The following is a 21,017-nucleotide window of genomic DNA, read 5'->3' on the forward strand; positions in this document are numbered from 1 at the left end:
GCCAACGTTGTCTTGTCGTCAATGCTTGAACATCACATGCCGCACCACCGTGTAGTCCTCCAGCCCATACATGGACATGTCCTTGCCATAGCCGGAACGTTTCTGACCGCCATGGGGCATTTCACTGACGAGCATGAAGTGGGTGTTCACCCAGGTGCAGCCATATTGCAGGCGTGCCGACAGGCGATGGGCGCGGCCGATGTCGGCGGTCCAGACCGATGAAGCCAGGCCATAGTCCGAGTCGTTGGCCCAGGCCAGCACTTGCGCTTCGTCGAGGAACGGGGTGACGGACACCACCGGCCCGAAGACTTCCCGCCGGACGATTTCGTCATCCTGCTGGGCGTCGGCCAGCACCGTCGGTTCGAAGAAGAACCCGTTGCCGTCCACGGCCTTGCCACCGGTGACCAGGCGGATATGCGGCTGGGCGATGGCCCGCTCGACGAAAGCGGCCACGCGGTCGCGGTGCTGGGCGGTGATCAACGGGCCCATCTCGGTGTCGGACGCGGTTTGCAGGCCGTACTTGATGCTGCCCACCGCGGCGCCGAGTTTCTCGACGAACTGCTCGTAGATGCCTTGCTGGGCATAGATGCGGCAGGCGGCGGTGCAGTCCTGGCCGGCGTTGTAGAAACCGAAGGTGCGGATGCCCTCCACGGCCGCGTCGATGTCGGCATCGTCGAAAATGATCACCGGGGCTTTGCCGCCCAGTTCCATGTGCATGCGCTTGACGCTGTCGGACGTGCTGGAAATGATGTTCGAGCCGGTAGCGATGGAGCCGGTCAGCGACACCATGCGTACTTTCGGGTGGGTGACCAGCGGGTTGCCGACGGTCTGCCCACGGCCGAAGATCACGTTGAGCACGCCGGCCGGGAAAATCTCCGACGCCAGTTCCGCCAGGCGCAGGGCCGTCAGTGGGGTTTGCTCCGACGGCTTGAGCACCACGGTATTGCCGGCGGCCAGGGCCGGGGCGATTTTCCAGGCGACCATCATCAGCGGGTAGTTCCACGGCGCGATGGAGGCGATGACGCCTACCGGGTCGCGACGGATCATCGAAGTGTGCCCCGGCAGGTACTCGCCGCCCGCCGAGCCGCTCATGCAGCGGCTGGCACCGGCAAAGAAGCGGAACACGTCGGCAATCGCCGGAATCTCGTCGTTCAGCGCGGCGCTAAGGGGTTTGCCGCAGTTGTCCGACTCCAGCTTCGCCAGTTCTTCGCCGTGGGCTTCGATGGCGTCAGCCAGCTTGAGCAGCAACAGGGACCGGTCCTTGGGCGCAACCTGCGACCAGCTGTCGAAGGCGTTGTCGGCCGCACGCACGGCGGCATCGACCTGGGCTTCGCTAGCCTCGTTGATTTCCACCAGCACTCGCCCCAGCGAGGGGTTAAACACGGCCTGGCCGGGGCCTTCGCCTTCTACCAGGTGGCCGTTGATCAGCAGTTTGGTTTGCATGTCCAAGTCCTCTTGAATGTTTCCCAAATCCCCTGTGGGAGCGAGCTTGCTCGCGATAGCGGTGGTCATTCACCCTTTGCAGCGACTGCCACGACGCCTTCGCGAGCAAGCTCGCTCCCACAGGATTGCGGTTCCCCAGTGAGCGATCACTGTTGATTATTTCCCGCCGCTACCGGCCACGCTCTCACCCCCGCGGGTCAGGTAGTACGCGCCCAATATCGGCAACATCGTGACCATCATCACCAGCATCGCCACCACGTTGGTCACCGGCACGTCGCGCGGGCGGCTGAGCTGGTTGAGCAGCCACAGCGGCAGGGTGCGTTCGTGGCCAGCGGTGAAGGTGGTGACGATGATTTCGTCGAACGACAGCGCGAAGGCCAGCATCCCGCCGGCCAGCAGTGCCGACCCCAGGTTAGGCAGGATGATGTAGCGAAAGGTCTGCCAGCCGTCGGCGCCCAGGTCCATCGAGGCCTCGATCAGGCTGTGGGAGGTGCGGCGCAGGCGGGCGATCACGTTGTTGTAGACGATCACCACGCAGAAGGTGGCGTGGCCGACGACGATGGTGAACATTCCCGGTTCGATGCCCAGGGTCTTGAAGGTCGCCAGCAGTGCAATGCCGGTGATGATCCCCGGCAAGGCAATCGGCAGGATCAGCATCAGCGAAATGCCCTGTTTACCGAAGAAGTCGCGACGGTACAGCGCCGCCGAAGCCAGGGTGCCGAGCACCATGGCGATCAGCGTGGCGATGGCCGCGACCTGCAACGACAGCTTGATCGCTTCCAGCACATCCGGGCGCGAGAAGGCGACGCTGAACCACTTCAGGGTCAGGCCCTTGGGGGGGAAACTGAAGGCCGCGTCCTCGGTGTTGAAGGCGTAGAGGAAGATGATCAGGATCGGGAAATGCAGGAACAGCAGCCCGCCCCACGCCGCGATCCGCAAGCCCCACGAGGCTCGGTCTTGAGAGTCAGAGCGCATCGAAAGCTCCCAGTCGCTTGACGATGGATAGATAGACCGCGATCAGCACGATAGGCACCAGCGTGAACGCTGCGGCCATGGGCATGTTGCCGATGGCGCCTTGCTGGGCGTAGACCATGCTGCCGACGAAGTAACCCGGCGGGCCCACCAACTGGGGCACGATGAAATCCCCCAGGGTCAGCGAGAAGGTGAAGATCGAGCCGGCGGCAATGCCCGGGATCGACAGCGGCAGGATCACCTGCGTGAACGTCTGGCGTGGCCTGGCGCCCAGGTCCGCCGAGGCTTGCAGCAGCGATGGCGGCAGGCGCTCCAGGGACGCCTGGATCGGCAGGATCATGAACGGCAGCCAGATGTAGACGAACACCAGGAAACGTCCCAGGTGCGAGGTGGACAAGGTGCTGCCACCCACGCCTGGGATCCCCAGCACGAACTGCAACACCGGCCCCAGGCCCAGGTGCTGGACGAACCACTGCGCCACGCCGCCCTTGGCCAGCAGCAGCGTCCAGGCGTAGGCCTTGACGATATAGCTGGCCCACATCGGTAGCATCACCGCGATGTAGAAAAACGCCTTGGTCTTGCCGCGGGTGTAGCGCGCCATGTAGTAGGCGATCGGGAACGCGACGACGGCGCTGGCGATGGACACGGCAATCGCCATGCTCAGGGTGCGCAAAATGATGTCGAAGTTCGAGGGCTGGAACAGCGCCGCGAAGTTCGCCAGGGTCAGGTCCGGCGTGACCGCCATGGTGAAGTCATCGAAGGTGTAGAACCCCTGCCACAGCAAGGTCAGCAGCGAGCCGAGGTAGATCGCGCCGAACCAGAGCAGCGGCGGCACCAGCAACATCGACAGGTACAGGTTGGGCCGTCGGTACAGCAGGTTGGCAAAACGCCGCAGCGGCGAACCGGGCGCAGGCGCTTGGGTGATGGCCAGGGTGTTCATCTCACACCTCGCCACTGACGGTGTCGTGCAGCGCGACCATCGCCTCACGGGCCCAGCGAACGCTGAGAGGCTGGCCGGTCTGGTGCTGGGCTGCGTTGTCGAGCCACTGGGTATTGGCCTGGCTGAGGTTCAGGGTCTGGCCGTTGGCAAGTTTCAACTCGTAGCGTGTGGCGCTGCCCTGGTACTGGATGTCGTGCAGCAGGCCGTGGACCTCGATCTCACCGCTGGCCAACGGGCCCTCGGCGAAACGCACGTGTTCCGGGCGGATCGAGAACGGCTGTGGATAACCGCTCAGTTCCCGGGCCAGCTCGCCACGAATCACGTTGGAGGTGCCGACGAATTCGGCGACGAAGGTGGTCGCCGGTTTCATGTACAGGTTGCGTGGAGTATCGACCTGTTCGATGCGCCCCTTGTTGAACACTGCCACGCGGTCGGACATCGACAGCGCTTCGGTCTGGTCGTGGGTGACGAAAATGAAAGTGATGCCCAGCTGGCGTTGCAGCTTCTTCAATTCGCCCTGCATCTGTTCGCGCAGCTTCAGGTCCAGGGCGCCCAAGGGTTCATCGAGCAACAGCACCCGCGGACGGTTGACCAGCGCCCGGGCCAGGGCCACGCGTTGGCGTTGGCCGCCGGAGAGCTGCACCGGCTTGCGTTCACCATAGCCCCCCAAGGCCACCATTTCCAGGGCTTCGTTGGCGCGCTGGATGCGCTCGGGCTTGGCGACGCCTTTGACTTTCAAGCCGTAGGCCACGTTGTCACGTACATTCATGTGGGGGAAGAGGGCGTAATCCTGGAAAACGGTGTTCACGTCCCGCTGGTACGGCGCGAGCCCGGTGGCTTCTTCGCCGTGGATGCGAATCGAGCCGGCACTGGGTTGCTCGAACCCGGCGATCAGCCGCAGGCAGGTGGTCTTGCCCGAGCCGGACGGACCCAGCATGGAAAAGAACTCGCCGTCCTGGATATCAATGGAGACCCGGTCAACGGCTTTCACATCGCCGAACTGACGGGATACCTGGGTGAACTGGACTGCAAGCGTCATGGTGCGGGGCTCCAAAAAGCGGGGCTTGTGTTGAACATGGCTGAATCGTCGGGCGAGGGGCTTGGTGGGAGCAAAGCTTGCTCGCGATACGGGCGCCTCGGTTTTCCAAGAAACCGCGTCCTCTTCATCGCGGGCAAGCCTTGCTCCCACACAGCGAACTACACCGGCTGATTGGGCTTAGCGCCCACCCATGATCGCAATGTAGTCCTGGGTCCAGCGGCTGTACGGCACGAATTTGCCGCCCTCGGCCTGTGGGGTTTTCCAGAAGGCAATCTTGTCGAACTGATCGAAGCCGTTGGTCTTGCAGCCTTCGGCGCCCAGCAGTTCGCTGCCCTTGCATGCTGCCGGCACCGCAGGCAAGGAACCGAACCACGCGGCCACGTCACCCTGGACTTTCGGTTGCAGCGACCAGTCCATCCACTTGTACGCGCAGTTGGGATGCTTGGCCTCGGCGTGGAGCATCGTCGTATCCGCCCAGCCGGTGGCACCTTCTTTCGGAATGGTCGAGGCGATCGGTTGCTTCTCGTTCATCAGGCCGTTGACCTGATACGGCCAGGCACCGGACGCCACCACGCCTTCGTTCTTGAAGTCGCTCATCTGCACAGTGGTGTCGTGCCAGTAGCGGTGGATCAACGGCTGCTGAGCCCTCAGCAATTCCAGCACGGCCTTGTATTGCGCTTCGTCGAGTTGGTACGGGTCCTTGATGCCCAGCTCAGGCTTGGCGGTCTTGAGGTACAGCGCCGCGTCGGCGATGTAGATCGGGCCATCGTAGGCTTGCACGCGCCCCTTGTTCGGCTTGCCGTCGGGCAGGTCCTGGGCGTTGAACAGCACGCTCCAACTGGTGGGCGCCTGCTTGAACACGTCGGTGTTGTACATCAGCACATTCGGGCCCCATTGATACGGGGTGCCATAGGTCTGCTGGTTGACCACGTACCACGGCGCATCCTTCAGGCGCGGGTCGAGATTCTTCCAGTTGGCGATCAGCGCGGTGTTGATCGGCTGCACGCGCTTGCCGGCAATCAGCCGCAACGAGGCGTCGCCGGAGGCGGTGACCAGGTCATAGCCGCCCTTGGTCATCAGGCTGACCATTTCGTCGGACGTGGCTGCGGTTTTCACATTGACCTTGCAGCCGGTTTCTTTCTCGAAACCGCTGACCCAGTCGTAGGCCTTGTCGCTTTCGCCGCGTTCGATGTAACCCGGCCAGGCAACGATATCCAGTTGACCTTCGCCGGCACCGACGGCCTTGAGCGGTTCGGCGGCCTGGAGGCTGACGCTGGTCAGCAGCGCCGTGGTGAGTGCACTGAGCAATACGGTCTTGTGCGCGTACATGGAAATCCCTCTTGCTTTAATTATGGTCGGGGCAGTGTTCGAACCGGGTGAAGCGCCATGGCTGGCCTGTTATTAGAGTAGTTCTGTTAGCTACAGATGCTGGCCGTGGCGGGCCATGATGTGGCGCACCACGCTGTAGTCCTGGAGCGAATCGCTGGACAGGTCTTTCCCATAACCCGAACGTTTCAGGCCGCCGTGGGGCATTTCGCTGACCAGCATGAAATGGCTGTTGATCCAGGTGCAGCCGTATTGAAGCCGCGCCGCCACCTGCATGGCCTTGTCCAGGTTCTGCGTCCACACCGAGGAGGCCAGGCCGTATTCGGAATCGTTGGCCCAGTCCACCGCCTGGCTGAGTTCGTCGAAACGGGTCACGGTGACGACCGGGCCGAACACCTCGCGCTGGACGATTTCATCGCTTTGCTTGCAGCCGGCCAGCAGCGTGGGTTGGTAATAGAAACCGGCGCCGGAATGCACCGCCGCGCCGGTGATGCGTTCGATGTGCGGCTGGCCGAGGGCGCGCTCGACAAAACTGGCCACGCGATCGCGCTGGCGGGTGCTGATCAGCGGGCCGATCTCATTGTCGGCGTCGCGCTTGCCGGCAAAGCGCAGGCTACTGACCGCCGCGCCGAGCTCGGCCACCAGGCGGTCGTGAATCCCGTCCTGGGCGTAGATCCGGCAGGCTGCGGTGCAATCCTGCCCGGCGTTGTAATAGCCGTAGGTGCGCACGCCTTCGACCACGGCCTGGATGTCGGCGTCGTTGCACACGATCACCGGCGCCTTGCCGCCCAGTTCCAGGTGCGTGCGCTTGAGGGTTTTCGCCGCCGCCTGGAGGATCTTCTGCCCGGTGACGATGTCGCCGGTCAGCGAGACCATGCGCACTTTCGGATGGCTGACCAGATGGCTGCCCACACCTTCGCCGCCCCCGCAAATAATATTGATGACGCCTCGCGGCAGGATCCTGGCCAGTGCCGGCGCCAGGGCCAGGATCGACAGCGGCGTGTGTTCCGAGGGCTTGAACACCAGCGTATTGCCGGCGGCCAGGGCTGGGGCGATTTTCCAGGCGGCCATCATGATCGGGTAATTCCACGGCGCAATGGACGCCACCACGCCGATCGGGTCGCGGCGCACCATGCTGGTGTAGCCGGGCAGGTATTCGCCACTGAGCTGGCCGGTCTGGCAGCGCACGGCGCCGGCGAAGAAACGAAAGACATCCACCGTGGCGCTCAGGTCATCCTGGCGCGCCAGGTGCAGCGGCTTGCCGCAGTTCAGGGATTCGAGGCGGGCCAGCTCATCGGCGTTCTTTTCGATGGCGCTGGCGATGTCCAGCAACAGGTTCGAGCGTTGTTGCGGCGTGGTGCGCGACCAGCCGTCGAAAGCGCGATGGGCGGCGAGGATCGCGGCTTCTACCTGTTCGGTGCTGGCCTCGGCGATGTGAGCCATCACCTCACCGGTGGCCGGGTTGAGGATCGGCTCGACAAGGCCTTCACCGGCAACGAGCTCTCCGTCGATCAGCAACGCGGTGCACAACGGGGTTTGCGTGCCAGCCATGTCCGATTTCTCATTTAAGGGTGATGACGACTGCCAGTTAAAAATAGTCCCTGTGGGAGCCGAGCTTGCTCGCGATAGCGGTGGGTCAGGCAACATTGATTCAACTGACAGACCGCTATCGCGAGCAAGCTCGGCTCCCACAGGAAGGGGGGCGTAATCAGACTAGTGCTCAGCCCCGAGGCCGACAAATTCGAAATACTCAAGGCTGCATTCGATTAAATAGATGGCTTGCGCCCGCCATGAGGTTGTTCCCGGGCGACGGCCAGGAACGGGTCGACCGACGCCGGTCGCGCCGTGCCCCGGCGCCAGGCCAGGCCTACGTCGAGGGTCTGGTTGAGGTCGGCGATCGGTCGGGCTTCGATGATGTCGCCTTCCAGCGACCAAGGGCGGTAGGTCATGTCCGGTTGGATCGACACACCCAATCCCGCCGCCACCAGGCTGCGCACCGCTTCGGTCGAGGCGGTGCGCAGGGTGACCCTCGGTTGCAGGCCGGCGCCGCGCCACAGGCGTTGGGCGTTGCGGTCCATTTCATCGACATTCAGCTGGATCAGCGGTTCGCGGGCCACGTCAGCCAGGTTGATGCTGTCGTGCTCCAGCAGTGGGTGCTGTGCCGGCAACCACAAGCGGTGTGGCGAATGGGTCAGGACTTCGGTCTGCAACGCGTGACGGTCTTCCAGATTGGACAGGATCAGTACCCCGACATCGATTTCGCCGCTGACCAGCAAATGCTCGATGTACGGCCGTTCGTCCTCCATCACGCGGATCTCCACGTTGGGGTAGGCACGCTGGAAACGGGTGAGCAGGTCCGCCAGGTAATAGCCGGCGACCAGGCTGGTGACGCCAATGGTGACTTGGCCGGCCACCTGATCGGTGCTTTGTTGCAGGCTGCGTTTGGCGTTGTCGACGGTGGCCAGGATCACATGGGCCTGGCGTAGGAATTGATGGCCCTGGTGGGTCAGGGTCATGCCCTTGGCGTGGCGGCTGAACAGGCTGACACCGATGTCCTGCTCCAGTTGCTGGATCGCCAGGGTCAGGGTGGACTGGGAAATGAACGCCGTTTGCGCAGCGGCGGAGATGGAGCCGGTTTCGGCCACGGCGATGAAGTGGCGGATCTGACGCAGGGTCATCATGGGTGTATACCCGGTGGGCGATTTTATCGATGTGCTGGAGTGTATATCGTTTTTTTAGAAGGGTAGGTGAGTGTCTCTTCGAATGAGCCAGGCAACATCTGGAAGCAATCTCGCCTGCGGCGTCAGGGCACTTTCGATCTAGGCTGGGGGCCTTACGTTGACCCGACAATGTGGAGGCAACAAATGAACACCCGTGGATTGCTCGATCAGCTTCTCAAGTCCGGCCAGGAAATGTTGCAGAACAAGGCTGGCGGCTCACAAGGCAAATCGTCCGGTGGCCTGGGCGGGTTGCTCGGCGGCTCCGGCAACCTGGGCGGGATGCTTTCCGGTGCGGGCGGCGGGGCCCTGGCCGCCGGGGCCATGGGCCTGTTGCTGGGCAACAAGAAAGCCCGCAGCTTCGGTGGCAAGGCCCTGGCCTACGGTGGCTTGGCTGCCTTGGGCGTGATCGCCTACAAAGCCTATGGCAACTGGCAGGCCCAACAGGGCACCGCGCCGAAAACCGAACCGCAGACCCTCGACCGCGTGCCCCCGGCACAGGTTGAACAGCATAGCCAGGCGATCCTCAAGGCGCTGGTGGCGGCGGCCAAGGCCGACGGTCATGTGGACGAGCGGGAGCGGCAGTTGATCGAAGGTGAATTCACCAAGCTCGACAACGACCAGGAGCTGCAACACTGGCTGCACGCTGAACTCAACAAACCCCTGGACCCCACCGACGTCGCCCGCGCCGCCAGCACCCCGGAAATAGCCGCGGAAATGTATATCGCCAGTGTGATGCTGGTGGACGAGGAAAACTTCATGGAGAAGTCCTACCTCGACGAACTGGCGCGCCAACTCAAGCTGGAGCCGGGGTTGAAGGTGGAGCTGGAAAAACAGGTGCGCCAGGCGACCGCCTAAACAGCCCCAACGCTATTCCCTGTGGGAGCGAGCTTGCTCGCGATGGCGCCCGGTCAGTCGCAGCATTTTTGACTGATACACCGTTATCGCGAGCAAGCTCGCTCCCACAGTGGTTTTGGGGTGTTTGGCAGCCCTGTGTCCCAACGCTATTCCCTGTGGGAGCGAGCTTGCTCGCGATGGAGCCCGGTCAGTCGCAGCATTTTTGACTGGTACACCGCTATCGCGAGCAAGCTCGCTCCCACAGGGATGGATTTCATCGCGAACCTCGGCCTGGTCAAAAATCCTCCCACGCCGCCATACAGACGCCACGCCGCCCTCGGCTATACTCCCCAGCATTTCAAGTGCCCGAGGTTTTACTGTGAAGAATTGGACATTGCGCCAACGCATCCTGGCGAGTTTTGCGGTGATCATCGCCATTATGCTGCTGATGGTGGTTGTCTCGTATTCACGGTTGTTGAAGATCCAGGACAGTGGAGAAAAGGTCCGGACCGACGCGGTGCCGGGGGTGTATTTCAGTTCGATGATCCGCGGTGGCTGGGTCGACAGCTATGTCCTGACCCAACAGATCGTCGGCCTCTCGGGGAACCGGGAAATCACCGCCGAGGACAAGGCCCGCTACCAGGGTTTCGAGCAGCACCTGCGCGAAGAGATACAGAACTACCAGAAGTTGATCCAGAACCCGGCCGACCAAGTCTCTTTTGACGAGTTCGAAGTCAATCACCAGGACTTCAACAAGGCCCTGGCGAAGGTCCTGGACCTGTATCAGCGCAAGGATTACGAAGGGGCGCGACTGGCGCTGAACACAGAGCTGACGACGGCGTGGCTCGACGGCCGCGGGCATTTGAATCAAATCATCGAGCGTAATCGCGAGCTGGCGGAAAGCGCCACCCAGACCATTGGCGACGCGGTGACGGCGGCCAAGGTCGCCATGGGCCTGTCGTTCCTGGTAGCGCTGATCGTCGCCGTACTGTGCGGGTTGTTGTTGATGCGGGCGATCATGGCGCCGATGAACCGCATCGTCGAGATCCTCGCGATCATGCGCAGTGGCGACCTGAGCGGGCGTCTGAACCTGGCGCGCAAAGACGAATTCGGCGCCGTGGAAACCGGCTTCAACGACATGATGGCTGAACTGACCTCGCTGGTGTCCCAGGCCCAGCGCTCTTCCGTGCAGGTCACCACCTCGGTCACCGAGATCGCCGCCACCTCGCGCCAGCAACAGGCCACGGCCACCGAAACCGCCGCCACCACCACCGAGATCGGCGCGACGTCCCGGGAAATCGCCGCCACCTCCCGGGACCTGGTGCGCACCATGACCGAAGTCTCCACCGCCGCCGACCAGGCCTCGGTGGCCGCCGGCTCCGGCCAGCAGGGCCTGGCGCGCATGGAGGAAACCATGCATTCGGTGATGGGCGCCGCCGACCTGGTGAACGCCAAGCTGGCGATCCTCAACGAGAAGGCCGGCAACATCAACCAGGTGGTGGTGACCATCGTCAAAGTGGCCGACCAGACCAACCTGCTATCCCTCAACGCGGCCATCGAGGCCGAGAAGGCCGGTGAGTACGGGCGCGGTTTCGCCGTGGTGGCCACGGAGGTGCGGCGCCTGGCCGACCAGACCGCCGTGGCGACCTATGACATCGAGCAGATGGTGCGTGAGATCCAGTCCGCGGTGTCGGCCGGGGTGATGGGCATGGACAAGTTCTCCGAAGAAGTGCGCCGGGGCATGGCCGAAGTGCAGCAGATCGGCGAGCAACTGTCGCAGATCATCCATCAGGTCCAGGCCCTGGCCCCGCGGGTGTTGATGGTCAACGAAGGCATGCAGGCCCAGGCCACCGGCGCGGAGCAGATCAACCACGCCTTGGTGCAACTGGGCGATGCCAGCAGCCAGACTGTGGATTCCCTGCGCCAGGCCAGTTCCGCCATCGACGAGCTGAGCCAGGTCGCCGTGGGGCTGCGCAGCGGCGTCTCGCGTTTCAAAGTCTGATGGGCGAAATCGATACCCGGCGTGGCGCCGCACCGACGGCCCGCCAGTCGTTGTTCCTGGTGTTCAGCATCGGCAACGAACGGTACGCCCTGCAGGCCATCGATGTGGTGGAGGTGCTGCCGCGCTTGCCCCTCAAACCGATTGCCCGGGCGCCGTCCTGGGTGGCGGGGGTGTTTGCCTGGCGCGGCACGATGGTGCCGGTGATCGACCTGTGCGCCCTGACGTTCGGCCAGAATGCCGAGGCCCGGACCAGTACCCGGCTGGTGCTGGTGCGTTATCGAGGCGATGGGCAACAAGCCGGGCAAGTGCTGGGATTGATCCTGGAACAGGCGACCGACACCGTGCGTTGTGATCCGGCCGATTTCAAACCCTATGGCCTGGACAATCGGCAGGCGCCGTACCTCGGCCCCGTACGCGAGGATGCCCACGGGTTGCTGCAATGGGTGCGGGTCAATGACCTGCTCGACGAATCCGTTCGGGCGCTGCTGTTTCCTGCGCCGCCGCTGGACCTCGACGACCTCGGGGCAACGCCATGAACGACGATCAGCGTTTTTTCGATTTTCTCAAGGAGCGCATCGGCCTCGATGTGACCTCCGTCGGCACCGCGATCATCGAGCGGGCCGTGCGCCAACGGATCAGTGCCGTGCCCGGGCGAACCGCCGATGAGTATTGGCAGGCCCTGCAGCATTCGGCCCCGGAGCAGCAGGCGCTGATCGAAGCAGTGATCGTCCCGGAGACCTGGTTCTTCCGCTATCCGGAATCCTTCGCGACCCTCGCCAGGCTGGCCGTCAAGCGCCTGGCCGAGATCAAGCACCTGCGTGCGCTGCGCATCCTCAGCTTGCCGTGCTCCACGGGCGAAGAGCCTTACTCCATCGCCATGGCCTTGCTCGACGCGGGCCTGGGGCCACATCAGTTCAAGGTCGACGGCCTGGACGTCAGCCCGCTGTCGGTGGCAAGGGCCAAGGACGCGCACTACGGCAAAAATTCCTTCCGTGGCGCCGACCTGGGTTTTCGCGAACGGCATTTCGACGTCGCGGACGAGGGTTACCGCCTCAGCGAACGGGTGCGTGAACAGGTGCGCTTGCAGGTGGGCAACCTGCTGGATCCGGCCTTGCTGGTGAACGAGGCACCTTACGATTTTGTGTTCTGTCGCAACTTGCTGATCTATTTCGACCAGCCGACCCAGCAGCAGGTGTTCGAGGTGCTCAAGCGCCTGACTCATCAGGACGGCGTGCTGTTTATCGGCCCCGCCGAGGGCAGCTTGCTGGGACGCCTGGGCATGCGCTCGATCGGGATAGCCCAATCGTTCGCCTTCAGTCGCCACGGGGCTGTGGAGCCTCAACCGTTGCCGGCGTTGATGCCGCCGCCGTTGCCGGTTCGTCAGCCGCCGCCCCGGGTCGTTGCGCCGGTGATTCGGCCGCGGCCGTTTGCCGCGAACGTCACGCCGATTGCCCCACCCAAGAGCAGCGACGCCGCGACCTTGCTGGCCAATATCGCCGCCCTGGCCAACGGTGGCAAAAGCGCCGAGGCCCGTGCGGCGTGCGAAGAGTATTTGCGCAGCCATGCGCCGAACGCCCAGGTGTTCTATTGGCTGGGCCTGCTCAGCGACATGGCCGGCAGTGCACTTGAAGCCCAGGGTTTTTATCGCAAGGCGCTTTATCTTGAACCGCAACACGCCGAGGCCCTGGTGCATCTGGCGGCGCTGCTGGCTTCCCAGGGAGACGCGGCCGGAGCCCGTCGATTGCAGGAACGCGCCGCCCGTAGCGGGCGCACGGTAGACAGTGAGCACAAACGATGAGCGGTTCGGCTTCTTACAACGTCACTCATGACGATGCCCAGGCAATCGATGATTGCTGGAACCGCATCGGGGTGCATGGCGATAAATCCTGTCCACTGTTGGTCGAGCATATCCACTGCCGCAATTGCTCGGTGTATTCGGCGGCCGCCACCCGGCTGCTCGACCGTTACACCTTGCCGCAGGATCAACGGGACTTGTCCCTGGCCCCGGTGGACAACGATGTGGTCACGCGCTCGCTGCTGATGTTCCGCCTCGGCGAGGAATGGCTGGGCCTGACGACGCGCAGCCTGGTGGAAGTGGCACCGTTGCAGCCGATCCACTCGTTGCCCCACCAACGCTCACGGGCCTTGCTGGGCGTGGCGAATGTGCGCGGGGCACTGGTGGCCTGCCTGTCGCTGGTGGAGCTGTTGGACCTGGAGCCCGGCGCGGTGGTTACCGGTACACGGGTCATGCCGCGCATGTTGATTGTCGCGGCCAAGGGTGGGCCGGTGGTGGTGCCGGTGGATGAGGTGGACGGCATCCACGCTATCGATGAACGCATCCTGGCGAGCGCTTCGCCATCGGCGGGCAAATACACCCGTGGCGTGTTGCCCTACAAAGGCCGCAGCCTGCGCTGGCTGGATGAAGAACAGCTGCTGTCCGCCATGGCCCGGAGCCTGTCATGACCCCTGACCAGATGCGCGACGCCTCATTGCTGGAACTGTTCAGCCTGGAAGCCGAAGCCCAGGTCCAGGTGCTGAGCACCGGCTTGCTGGCGCTGGAGCGCGATCCGACCCAGGCCGAATACCTCGAGTCATGCATGCGCGCGGCGCATTCCCTCAAGGGCGCGGCACGGATTGTCGGGGTGAACGCTGGCGTCAGCGTGGCCCACGTCATGGAGGATTGCCTGGTCGGTGCCCAGGAGCGGCGCCTGCTGCTGGGGGCCGAGCACATCGACGCCTTGTTGCAAGGCACCGACCTGCTGACGCGCATCGCCACGCCGGGCAACAACGTTGGCGCCCCGGATATCGACGCCTATGTGGCGTTGATGGGGCGATTGCTCGACCCCAACGCTGCACAACTGCCAGCGCCGGTACCGACAAGCCTCGAGGTGCCTGTCGACCCCATCAGTGTCGAGTTGCTCGTGCCGGAACCGTTCGCGACACCGGAGCCGGCTCCGAAGAATAAACGGGTCACCGAAGGCGGCGAGCGGGTCTTGCGGGTCACGGCCGAACGCCTCAACAGCTTGCTCGACCTGTCGAGCAAGTCCTTGGTCGAGACCCAGCGCCTCAAGCCCTGGCTGGCGACGCTGCAACGGCTCAAGCGCCAGCAAGGCACTGGCTTGCGCGCCCTTGAAGAGCTGAACGTGCACCTCAAGGACCATGCCCTGAGCCTGCAGGCCCAGGAAGCCCTTGGCGATGCGCGCCGCTTGCTCGCCGAGACCCAGCAGTTGCTGGCGCAGAAAGCCGCCGAGCTGGATGAGTTCGCCTGGCAGGCCAGTCAACGGGCGCAGGTGCTGTACGACACGGCGCTGGCCTGTCGCATGCGGCCGTTCGCCGATGTGCTTTCGGGCCAGGTGCGTATGGTCCGTGACCTGGGCCGCAGCCTGGGCAAACAGGTGCGCCTGGAGATCGAAGGCGAGAAAACCCAGGTCGACCGCGATGTGCTGGAAAAGCTCGAAGCGCCACTGACCCACCTGCTGCGCAACGCCGTGGACCACGGCATCGAAGCCCCGGAGCAACGAGTACTGGCCGGCAAGCCTGCCGAAGGCCTGATCCGCCTGCGCGCCTCTCATCAGGCTGGCCTGCTGGTCTTGGAGTTGGTGGACGACGGCGCCGGGGTGGACCTGGAGCGGGTGCGCCGCAGCATCGTCGAGCGCGGTCTTTCCCCTGAGCAAACCGCCGCCAGCCTGAGCGAAGAGGAACTGCTGACCTTCCTGTTCCTGCCCGGTTTCAGCCTGCGCGACAAAGTCACCGAAGTGTCCGGGCGCGGCGTCGGCCTGGACGCCGTCCAGCACATGGTCCGGCAGTTGCGCGGGGCGGTGGTGCTGGAGCAGACGGCGGGGGAGGGCAGTCGTTTCCATCTCGAGGTGCCGCTGACGCTGTCGGTGGTGCGCAGCCTGGTGGTGGAAGTCGGCAGTGAGGCGTACGCCTTTCCCCTGGCCCACATCGAACGCATGTGCGACCTGGCGCCGGAAGACATCGTCCAGGTCGAAGGGCGTCAGCATTTCTGGCACGAAGGCCGGCATATCGGCTTGGTCGCCGCCAGCCAGTTGCTCGATCGCCCGTCGACGCAGAACGGCGGCCAGACACTCAAGGTCGTGGTGATCCGCGAGCGCGAGACGATCTACGGGGTGGCGGTGGAACGGTTCATCGGCGAGCGAACCCTGGTGGTCCTGCCCCTGGACGAACGCCTGGGCAAGGTCCAGGACATTTCCGCCGGGGCCCTGCTCGACGATGGCTCGGTGGTGTTGATTATCGATGTCGAAGACCTGCTGCGCTCGGTGGAAAAGTTGCTCGATACCGGGCGCCTGGAGCGCATCGCCCGGCAGCACCAGGCCCAGGCCCCGCGCAAGCGGATCCTGGTGGTGGACGATTCCCTGACCGTGCGCGAGCTGCAACGCAAGTTGCTGCTCAATCGCGGCTATGACGTGGCGGTGGCGGTGGATGGCATGGATGGCTGGAATGCATTGCGCTCAGAGGATTTCGACTTGTTGATCACCGATATCGACATGCCGCGCATGGACGGTATCGAACTGGTGTCGCTGCTGCGGCGCGACAACCGCTTGCAGTCGCTTCCGGTGATGGTGGTGTCCTACAAGGATCGCGAAGAAGATCGTCGCCGTGGCCTCGACGCCGGCGCCGACTATTATTTGGCCAAGGCGAGTTTCCACGACGACGCCTTGCTCGACGCCGTGGTTGAACTGATCGGAGGGGCGCGCGCTTGAAGATCGCCATCGTCAATGACATGCCCCTGGCGGTCGAGGCCCTGCGTCGCGCCCTAGCGTTCGAACCGGCGCATCAACTGGTCTGGGTGGCCGCCAACGGGGCCGAGGCGGTGCAGCGTTGCGCCGAATACACCCCTGACCTGATCCTGATGGACCTGCTCATGCCGATCATGGATGGTGTGGAGGCCACCCGGCGGATCATGGCCGACAGCCCCTGCGCTATCGTGATTGTCACCGGGGACAGCCAGCAGAACGTCCACCGGGTGTTCGAGGCCATGGGCCATGGCGCGTTGGATGTGGTCGATACCCCGGCCCTGGGTGTCGGTAATCCGGCGGACGCGGCTGCGCCGCTGCTGCGCAAGATCGCCAACATCGGCTGGCTGATCGGTGAGCGCAACAGGCATGAGCGCCCCGCGCCAGCGGCGCAGCGTACGGCGGTGTCGCGCAAGAGCCTGGTGGCCATCGGGTCATCGGCGGGCGGGCCGGCGGCGCTGGAAGTGCTGCTCAAGGCGTTGCCGCGGGACTTTGCCCCAGCGATCGTGCTGGTCCAGCATGTGGACGAGGTGTTCGCCGCGGGCATGGCCGAGTGGCTGGGCAGCGTGTCGGGCCACACGGTGCGCCTGGCCCGGCACGGCGAGACGCCGCAAAGTGGCACGGTGTTGCTGGCCGGGACCAACCATCATCTGCGTTTGTTGAAGGACGGCACACTGGCCTACACCGCCGAGCCGGTGAACGAGATCTACCGGCCCTCCATCGACGTGTTTTTTGAAAGTGTCGCCCATTACTGGAGCGGTGACGCGGTGGGCGTATTGCTCACGGGCATGGGCCGCGACGGTGCGCAAGGGCTTAAACTCATGCGCCAGCAGGGCTATGTGACCATCGCTCAGGACCAGCGCAGCAGCGCGGTGTATGGCATGCCCAAAGCCGCGGCCGCCATCGATGCCGCCGTCCATATTCTTGCCCTGGACGCCATCGCGCCACGGCTGTTGGAGATTGTGACCCCATGAAGAACCCCGCGAGCCTTCCCAGGCCGTCCCCAGGTAAGCCATCATGAATGACCTGCAGCTCGACGATTTCAAGCGCGATGAGAACGCCGCCATGGTCTTGCTCGTCGACGATCAGGCGATGATCGGCGAAGCGGTGCGGCGCGGGCTGTCGAATGAAAAGAACATCGACTTCCATTTCTGCTCCGACCCCCACCAGGCCATCGCCCAGGCAATTCGCATCAAGCCGACGGTGATTCTCCAGGACCTGGTGATGCCCGGCCTCGACGGCCTGAGCCTGGTGCGCGAGTACCGTAACCATCCCGCCACCCGCGATATCCCGATCATTGTCCTGTCCACCAAGGAGGACCCGCTGGTCAAGAGCGCGGCGTTCGCCGCCGGGGCCAACGACTACCTGGTCAAGTTGCCGGACAACATCGAACTGGTGGCGCGCATCCGCTACCACTCGCGTTCCTACATGATGTTGTTGCAGCGCGACGCGGCCTATCGCGCACTGCGGGTCAGCCAGCAGCAGCTGCTCGACACCAACCTGGTGCTGCAACGGTTGATGAACTCCGACGGCCTGACCGGGCTGTCCAATCGCCGGCATTTCGATGAGTACCTGGAGCTGGAATGGCGCCGGGCGATGCGCGACCAGAGCCAACTGTCGCTGCTGATGATCGACGTGGACTACTTCAAGGCCTACAACGACAACTTCGGTCACCTGGAGGGCGACGAAGCCCTGCGCAAGGTCGCCACGGCGATCCGCGAGGCGTGCAGCCGTCCGTCCGACTTGCCGGCCCGCTACGGCGGCGAGGAGTTTGCCCTGGTGCTGCCCGGCACCTCGCCGGGCGGCGCCCGGTTGATGGCCGAGAAACTGCGCCAGAGCGTCGTCGCCCTGAAAATCCCCCACACCACGCCTGACGGCGGCGAGAACCTGACCATCAGCATTGGTGTGTCGACCGTCACGCCGCAGCAAGGTGGCGATTGCCGGCAACTGATCTCGGCGGCGGACAAAGGGCTGTACCTGGCCAAGCACAATGGGCGTAATCGGGTGGGGGTCGAATAATACAGCTGGGCGAGTTGGCTTTTGTGGTGAGGGATAAGCTTGTGGGAGCAAGGCTTGCCCGCGATGAAGGCACCTTGTTTCCACTTGAAACCGCACCGACTTCATCGCGGGCAAGCCTTGCTCCCACAGCTCACTTGTCACGAGCGATCTGCGCTGAGCAAGCCTCAATCCTCTAAAGCCGCCAGGCGGGCTGCCGCTGGCGCTTGATTACGTTATACTCGCCGGCTTTCAAAAGTTCGCCAACGAGTGCTGCCCGCCATGGAAATCAACCCGATCCTTAACACCATCAAGGACCTGTCCGAGCGCTCCGAAACTATTCGGGGGTATCTTTGACTACGATCAAAAGCATGAGCGCCTGACCGAAGTCAATCGCGAGCTTGAAGATCCGAATGTCTGGAACAACCCTTCGTACGCCCAGGAACTGGGCCGCGAGCGTTCTGCGCTGGCGCAGATCGTCGAGACCCTGGACGAGTTGTCCAGCGGCCTGGCCGATTGCCGCGACCTGCTGGACATGGCTGTCGAAGAGAACGATGAAGGCGCGGTCGGCGATGTCGTCGCCGAGCTGACACGCCTCGACGAGAACCTCGCCAAGCTGGAATTCCGTCGCATGTTCAGCGGCGAGATGGACATGAACAACGCCTACCTGGACATCCAGGCCGGTTCCGGCGGCACCGAGGCCCAGGACTGGGCCAACATCCTGCTGCGCATGTACCTGCGCTGGGCTGACAAGCGCGGTTTCGACGCCACCATCATGGAACTGTCGGCCGGTGAAGTCGCCGGGATCAAGGGCGCCACCGTGCACATCAAGGGCGAATACGCCTTCGGCTGGCTGCGGACCGAGATCGGCGTGCACCGCCTGGTGCGCAAGAGCCCGTTCGACTCCGGCAACCGTCGTCACACCTCGTTCTCGGCCGTGTTCGTTTCGCCGGAAATCGACGACAACATCGAAATCGAGATCAACCCGGCGGACCTGCGCATCGACACCTACCGTTCCTCCGGGGCCGGTGGCCAGCACGTCAACACCACCGACTCGGCGGTACGGATTACCCACGTACCGACCAACACCGTGGTCAGTTGCCAGAACGAGCGCTCCCAGCACGCCAACAAAGACACCGCGATGAAGATGCTGCGGGCCCGCCTGTACGAGCAGGAAGTGCAGAAACGCAACGCGGCGTCCCAGGCGCTGGAAGACACCAAGTCGGACATCGGCTGGGGTCACCAGATCCGTTCGTACGTGCTCGACGCCTCGCGGATCAAGGACCTGCGTACCAGCATCGAACGCAGCGATTGCGACAAGGTGCTCGACGGCGATATCGATGAATACCTGATCGCCAGCCTCAAACAAGGGCTGTAACGCGACACCCATGCGGCGGGCGGGCACGCTTCCATCAAGAAGCGCGGCTCGCCCGCAAACTCCGGCCCGGGCCGGGGGCAACGAACCTGTGATGGAATCCTTAAAGACATGAGCGACCTAGAACTCGACCCGCAAGCCCTGCAACAGGAAGAAAACTCCCTGATCGCCCTGCGCAAGGAAAAGCTTGCTGCCGAGCGCGCCAAGGGCCAGGCCTTCCCCAACGACTTCCGCCGCGACGCCTACTGCGACGTCTTGCAGAAGCAGTATGCGGACAAGACCAAGGAAGAGCTGGCCGAGGCGGCGATTCCAGTCAAGGTGGCCGGTCGTATCATGCTCAATCGTGGTTCGTTCATGGTGATCCAGGACATGACCGGGCGCATCCAGGTCTACGTCAACCGCAAGACCCTGTCGGAAGAAACCCTGGCGGCCGTCAAGACCTGGGACCTGGGCGACATCATTGCCGCCGAGGGCACCCTGGCCCGTTCCGGCAAGGGCGACCTGTACGTCGAGATGACCAGCGTGCGCCTGCTGACCAAGTCCCTGCGCCCGCTCCCGGACAAGCACCACGGCCTGACCGACACCGAGCAGCGCTATCGCCAGCGCTACGTCGACCTGATCGTCAACGAAGACGTGCGCCAGACGTTCCGCGTGCGTTCGCAAGTCATCGCCCACATCCGCAGCTTCCTGATGAAGCGTGACTTCCTGGAAGTCGAGACGCCGATGCTGCAGACCATCCCTGGCGGTGCGGCGGCCAAGCCGTTCGAAACCCACCACAATGCCCTGGACATGGAAATGTTCCTGCGCATCGCGCCGGAGCTGTACCTCAAGCGGCTGGTGGTCGGTGGCTTCGAGAAAGTCTTCGAGATCAACCGCAACTTCCGTAACGAAGGCGTTTCGACCCGGCACAACCCCGAGTTCACCATGCTGGAGTTCTACCAGGCCTACGCCGACTACGAAGACAACATGGACCTGACCGAGGAACTGTTCCGCGAGCTGGCGCAGCTCGTTCTCGGGACTACCGACGTGCCGTACGGCGACAAGGTGTTCCACTTCGGCGAGCCGTTCGTGCGCCTGTCGGTGTTCGACTCGATCCTCAAGTACAACCCTGAGATCTCCGCCGCCGACCTGCAGGACATCGACAAGGCCCGTGCCATCGCCAAGAAGGCCGGCGCCAAGGTGCTCGGCTTCGAAGGCCTGGGCAAGCTGCAAGTGATGATTTTCGAAGAACTGGTCGAGCACAAGCTGGAACAGCCGCACTTCATCACCCAGTACCCGTTCGAAGTGTCGCCGCTGGCCCGTCGCAACGACGAGAACCCAAGCGTGACCGACCGTTTCGAGCTGTTCATCGGTGGGCGTGAAATCGCCAACGCCTATTCCGAGCTCAACGATGCCGAAGACCAGGCCGAGCGTTTCATGGCCCAGGTGGCCGACAAGGACGCCGGCGACGACGAAGCCATGCACTACGATGCCGACTTCGTGCGTGCCCTGGAGTACGGCATGCCGCCGACCGCCGGCGAAGGCATCGGCATCGATCGCCTGGTGATGTTGTTGACCAACTCACCGTCGATCCGGGATGTGATTCTCTTCCCGCACATGCGGCCTCAAGCGTAA

At 63.7% G+C, this 21,017-nt stretch carries 17 protein-coding genes; 10 read left to right on the forward strand and 7 right to left on the reverse strand.

Annotation, left to right across the window (positions count from 1 at the left end; translation table 11 throughout):
- Nucleotides 1-18: 18 nt before the first annotated feature.
- The 7 genes from IB266_RS14040 to IB266_RS14070 form a co-directional block, all read right to left on the reverse strand.
- A complete protein-coding gene (locus IB266_RS14040; protein ID WP_192261544.1) occupies nucleotides 19-1,443 on the reverse strand; it encodes a gamma-aminobutyraldehyde dehydrogenase in 1,425 nt (474 codons plus the stop codon).
- A 156-nt stretch (nucleotides 1,444-1,599) separates the two neighbouring features.
- Nucleotides 1,600-2,418, reverse strand: a complete 819-nt coding sequence (locus tag IB266_RS14045; RefSeq protein ID WP_060739043.1) for an ABC transporter permease — start codon at nucleotides 2,416-2,418, stop codon at nucleotides 1,600-1,602.
- Nucleotides 2,408-3,355 (reverse strand): ABC transporter permease, encoded by a 948-nt coding sequence (locus tag IB266_RS14050; protein WP_060739042.1) that lies wholly within the window; start codon nucleotides 3,353-3,355, stop codon nucleotides 2,408-2,410. Before IB266_RS14050 ends, IB266_RS14045 begins: the two co-directional genes overlap by 11 nt.
- Nucleotide 3,356: 1 nt before the next feature.
- On the reverse strand, nucleotides 3,357-4,394 hold the full coding sequence (locus IB266_RS14055) for an ABC transporter ATP-binding protein (protein WP_192261545.1): 1,038 nt from the start codon (nucleotides 4,392-4,394) through the stop codon (nucleotides 3,357-3,359).
- 177 nt (nucleotides 4,395-4,571) lie between these two features.
- Nucleotides 4,572-5,723, reverse strand: a complete 1,152-nt coding sequence (gene ydcS / locus IB266_RS14060; protein ID WP_060739040.1) for a putative ABC transporter substrate-binding protein YdcS — start codon at nucleotides 5,721-5,723, stop codon at nucleotides 4,572-4,574.
- Nucleotides 5,724-5,813: 90 nt separating this feature from the next.
- Entirely contained in the window at nucleotides 5,814-7,271 is a 1,458-nt protein-coding gene (locus IB266_RS14065; RefSeq protein WP_192261546.1) for a gamma-aminobutyraldehyde dehydrogenase, read from the reverse strand.
- Between the two features lie 215 nt (nucleotides 7,272-7,486).
- The gene (locus IB266_RS14070) at nucleotides 7,487-8,401 is read right to left on the reverse strand and encodes a LysR family transcriptional regulator (protein ID WP_060739038.1); all 915 of its coding nucleotides are present in this window, start codon (nucleotides 8,399-8,401) and stop codon (nucleotides 7,487-7,489) included.
- A gap of 183 nt (nucleotides 8,402-8,584) precedes the next feature.
- Between IB266_RS14070 and IB266_RS14075 the strand changes: the two genes are divergently transcribed.
- The 10 genes from IB266_RS14075 (at nucleotide 8,585) to lysS (ending at nucleotide 21,017) form a co-directional block, all read left to right on the forward strand.
- Nucleotides 8,585-9,295, forward strand: coding sequence for a tellurite resistance TerB family protein (locus IB266_RS14075; protein WP_060739037.1), 711 nt, complete (start codon nucleotides 8,585-8,587; stop codon nucleotides 9,293-9,295).
- Between the two features lie 358 nt (nucleotides 9,296-9,653).
- The gene (locus tag IB266_RS14080) at nucleotides 9,654-11,276 is read left to right on the forward strand and encodes a methyl-accepting chemotaxis protein (RefSeq protein WP_103307903.1); all 1,623 of its coding nucleotides are present in this window, start codon (nucleotides 9,654-9,656) and stop codon (nucleotides 11,274-11,276) included.
- Complete coding sequence (locus IB266_RS14085) at nucleotides 11,276-11,812, forward strand: chemotaxis protein CheW (protein ID WP_192261547.1); 537 nt, start codon at nucleotides 11,276-11,278, stop codon at nucleotides 11,810-11,812. The genes IB266_RS14080 and IB266_RS14085 overlap by 1 nt, the downstream gene beginning before the upstream one ends.
- Complete coding sequence (locus IB266_RS14090) at nucleotides 11,809-13,074, forward strand: CheR family methyltransferase (protein ID WP_192261548.1); 1,266 nt, start codon at nucleotides 11,809-11,811, stop codon at nucleotides 13,072-13,074. Before IB266_RS14085 ends, IB266_RS14090 begins: the two co-directional genes overlap by 4 nt.
- Nucleotides 13,071-13,739 carry a chemotaxis protein CheW gene (locus IB266_RS14095; protein ID WP_192261549.1) on the forward strand — a complete coding sequence of 223 codons (669 nt, stop codon included), beginning with the start codon at nucleotides 13,071-13,073 and terminating at the stop codon, nucleotides 13,737-13,739. Before IB266_RS14090 ends, IB266_RS14095 begins: the two co-directional genes overlap by 4 nt.
- On the forward strand, nucleotides 13,736-16,000 hold the full coding sequence (locus IB266_RS14100) for a hybrid sensor histidine kinase/response regulator (protein WP_192261550.1): 2,265 nt from the start codon (nucleotides 13,736-13,738) through the stop codon (nucleotides 15,998-16,000). Before IB266_RS14095 ends, IB266_RS14100 begins: the two co-directional genes overlap by 4 nt.
- Nucleotides 15,997-17,007 (forward strand): chemotaxis response regulator protein-glutamate methylesterase, encoded by a 1,011-nt coding sequence (locus IB266_RS14105; protein ID WP_192261551.1) that lies wholly within the window; start codon nucleotides 15,997-15,999, stop codon nucleotides 17,005-17,007. The genes IB266_RS14100 and IB266_RS14105 overlap by 4 nt, the downstream gene beginning before the upstream one ends.
- 43 nt (nucleotides 17,008-17,050) lie before the next feature.
- Entirely contained in the window at nucleotides 17,051-18,052 is a 1,002-nt protein-coding gene (locus IB266_RS14110; protein ID WP_060743078.1) for a response regulator, read from the forward strand.
- Between the two features lie 258 nt (nucleotides 18,053-18,310).
- Nucleotides 18,311-19,406, forward strand: a protein-coding gene (prfB, locus tag IB266_RS14115) for a peptide chain release factor 2 (RefSeq protein ID WP_095963568.1) whose coding sequence is annotated in 2 segments (ribosomal slippage) — nucleotides 18,311-18,382 and nucleotides 18,384-19,406 — 1,095 coding nt in all. Because the reading frame shifts where the segments join, the coding sequence is not laid out codon by codon here.
- Between the two features lie 108 nt (nucleotides 19,407-19,514).
- A complete protein-coding gene (gene lysS / locus IB266_RS14120; RefSeq protein WP_192261552.1) occupies nucleotides 19,515-21,017 on the forward strand; it encodes a lysine--tRNA ligase in 1,503 nt (500 codons plus the stop codon).

It is taken from the genome of Pseudomonas sp. Pdm06 (assembly GCF_014851795.1).
Classification (GTDB): Bacteria; Pseudomonadota; Gammaproteobacteria; order Pseudomonadales; family Pseudomonadaceae; genus Aquipseudomonas; species Aquipseudomonas fluorescens_AA.

What these genes read in the sequence shown, in the direction of transcription:
- IB266_RS14100 (WP_192261550.1), top strand. Translation starts at nt 13,736, where the DNA reads ATGACCCCTGACCAGATGCGCGACGCCTCATTGCTGGAACTGTTCAGC.
- IB266_RS14095 (WP_192261549.1), top strand. Translation starts at nt 13,071, where the DNA reads ATGAGCGGTTCGGCTTCTTACAACGTCACTCATGACGATGCCCAGGCA.
- IB266_RS14045 (WP_060739043.1), bottom strand. Translation starts at nt 2,418, where the DNA reads ATGCGCTCTGACTCTCAAGACCGAGCCTCGTGGGGCTTGCGGATCGCG.
- IB266_RS14065 (WP_192261546.1), bottom strand. Translation starts at nt 7,271, where the DNA reads ATGGCTGGCACGCAAACCCCGTTGTGCACCGCGTTGCTGATCGACGGA.
- IB266_RS14040 (WP_192261544.1), bottom strand. Translation starts at nt 1,443, where the DNA reads ATGCAAACCAAACTGCTGATCAACGGCCACCTGGTAGAAGGCGAAGGC.
- IB266_RS14050 (WP_060739042.1), bottom strand. Translation starts at nt 3,355, where the DNA reads ATGAACACCCTGGCCATCACCCAAGCGCCTGCGCCCGGTTCGCCGCTG.
- IB266_RS14090 (WP_192261548.1), top strand. Translation starts at nt 11,809, where the DNA reads ATGAACGACGATCAGCGTTTTTTCGATTTTCTCAAGGAGCGCATCGGC.
- IB266_RS14085 (WP_192261547.1), top strand. Translation starts at nt 11,276, where the DNA reads ATGGGCGAAATCGATACCCGGCGTGGCGCCGCACCGACGGCCCGCCAG.
- IB266_RS14070 (WP_060739038.1), bottom strand. Translation starts at nt 8,401, where the DNA reads ATGATGACCCTGCGTCAGATCCGCCACTTCATCGCCGTGGCCGAAACC.
- lysS (WP_192261552.1), top strand. Translation starts at nt 19,515, where the DNA reads ATGAGCGACCTAGAACTCGACCCGCAAGCCCTGCAACAGGAAGAAAAC.
- ydcS (WP_060739040.1), bottom strand. Translation starts at nt 5,723, where the DNA reads ATGTACGCGCACAAGACCGTATTGCTCAGTGCACTCACCACGGCGCTG.
- IB266_RS14075 (WP_060739037.1), top strand. Translation starts at nt 8,585, where the DNA reads ATGAACACCCGTGGATTGCTCGATCAGCTTCTCAAGTCCGGCCAGGAA.
- IB266_RS14055 (WP_192261545.1), bottom strand. Translation starts at nt 4,394, where the DNA reads ATGACGCTTGCAGTCCAGTTCACCCAGGTATCCCGTCAGTTCGGCGAT.
- IB266_RS14110 (WP_060743078.1), top strand. Translation starts at nt 17,051, where the DNA reads ATGAATGACCTGCAGCTCGACGATTTCAAGCGCGATGAGAACGCCGCC.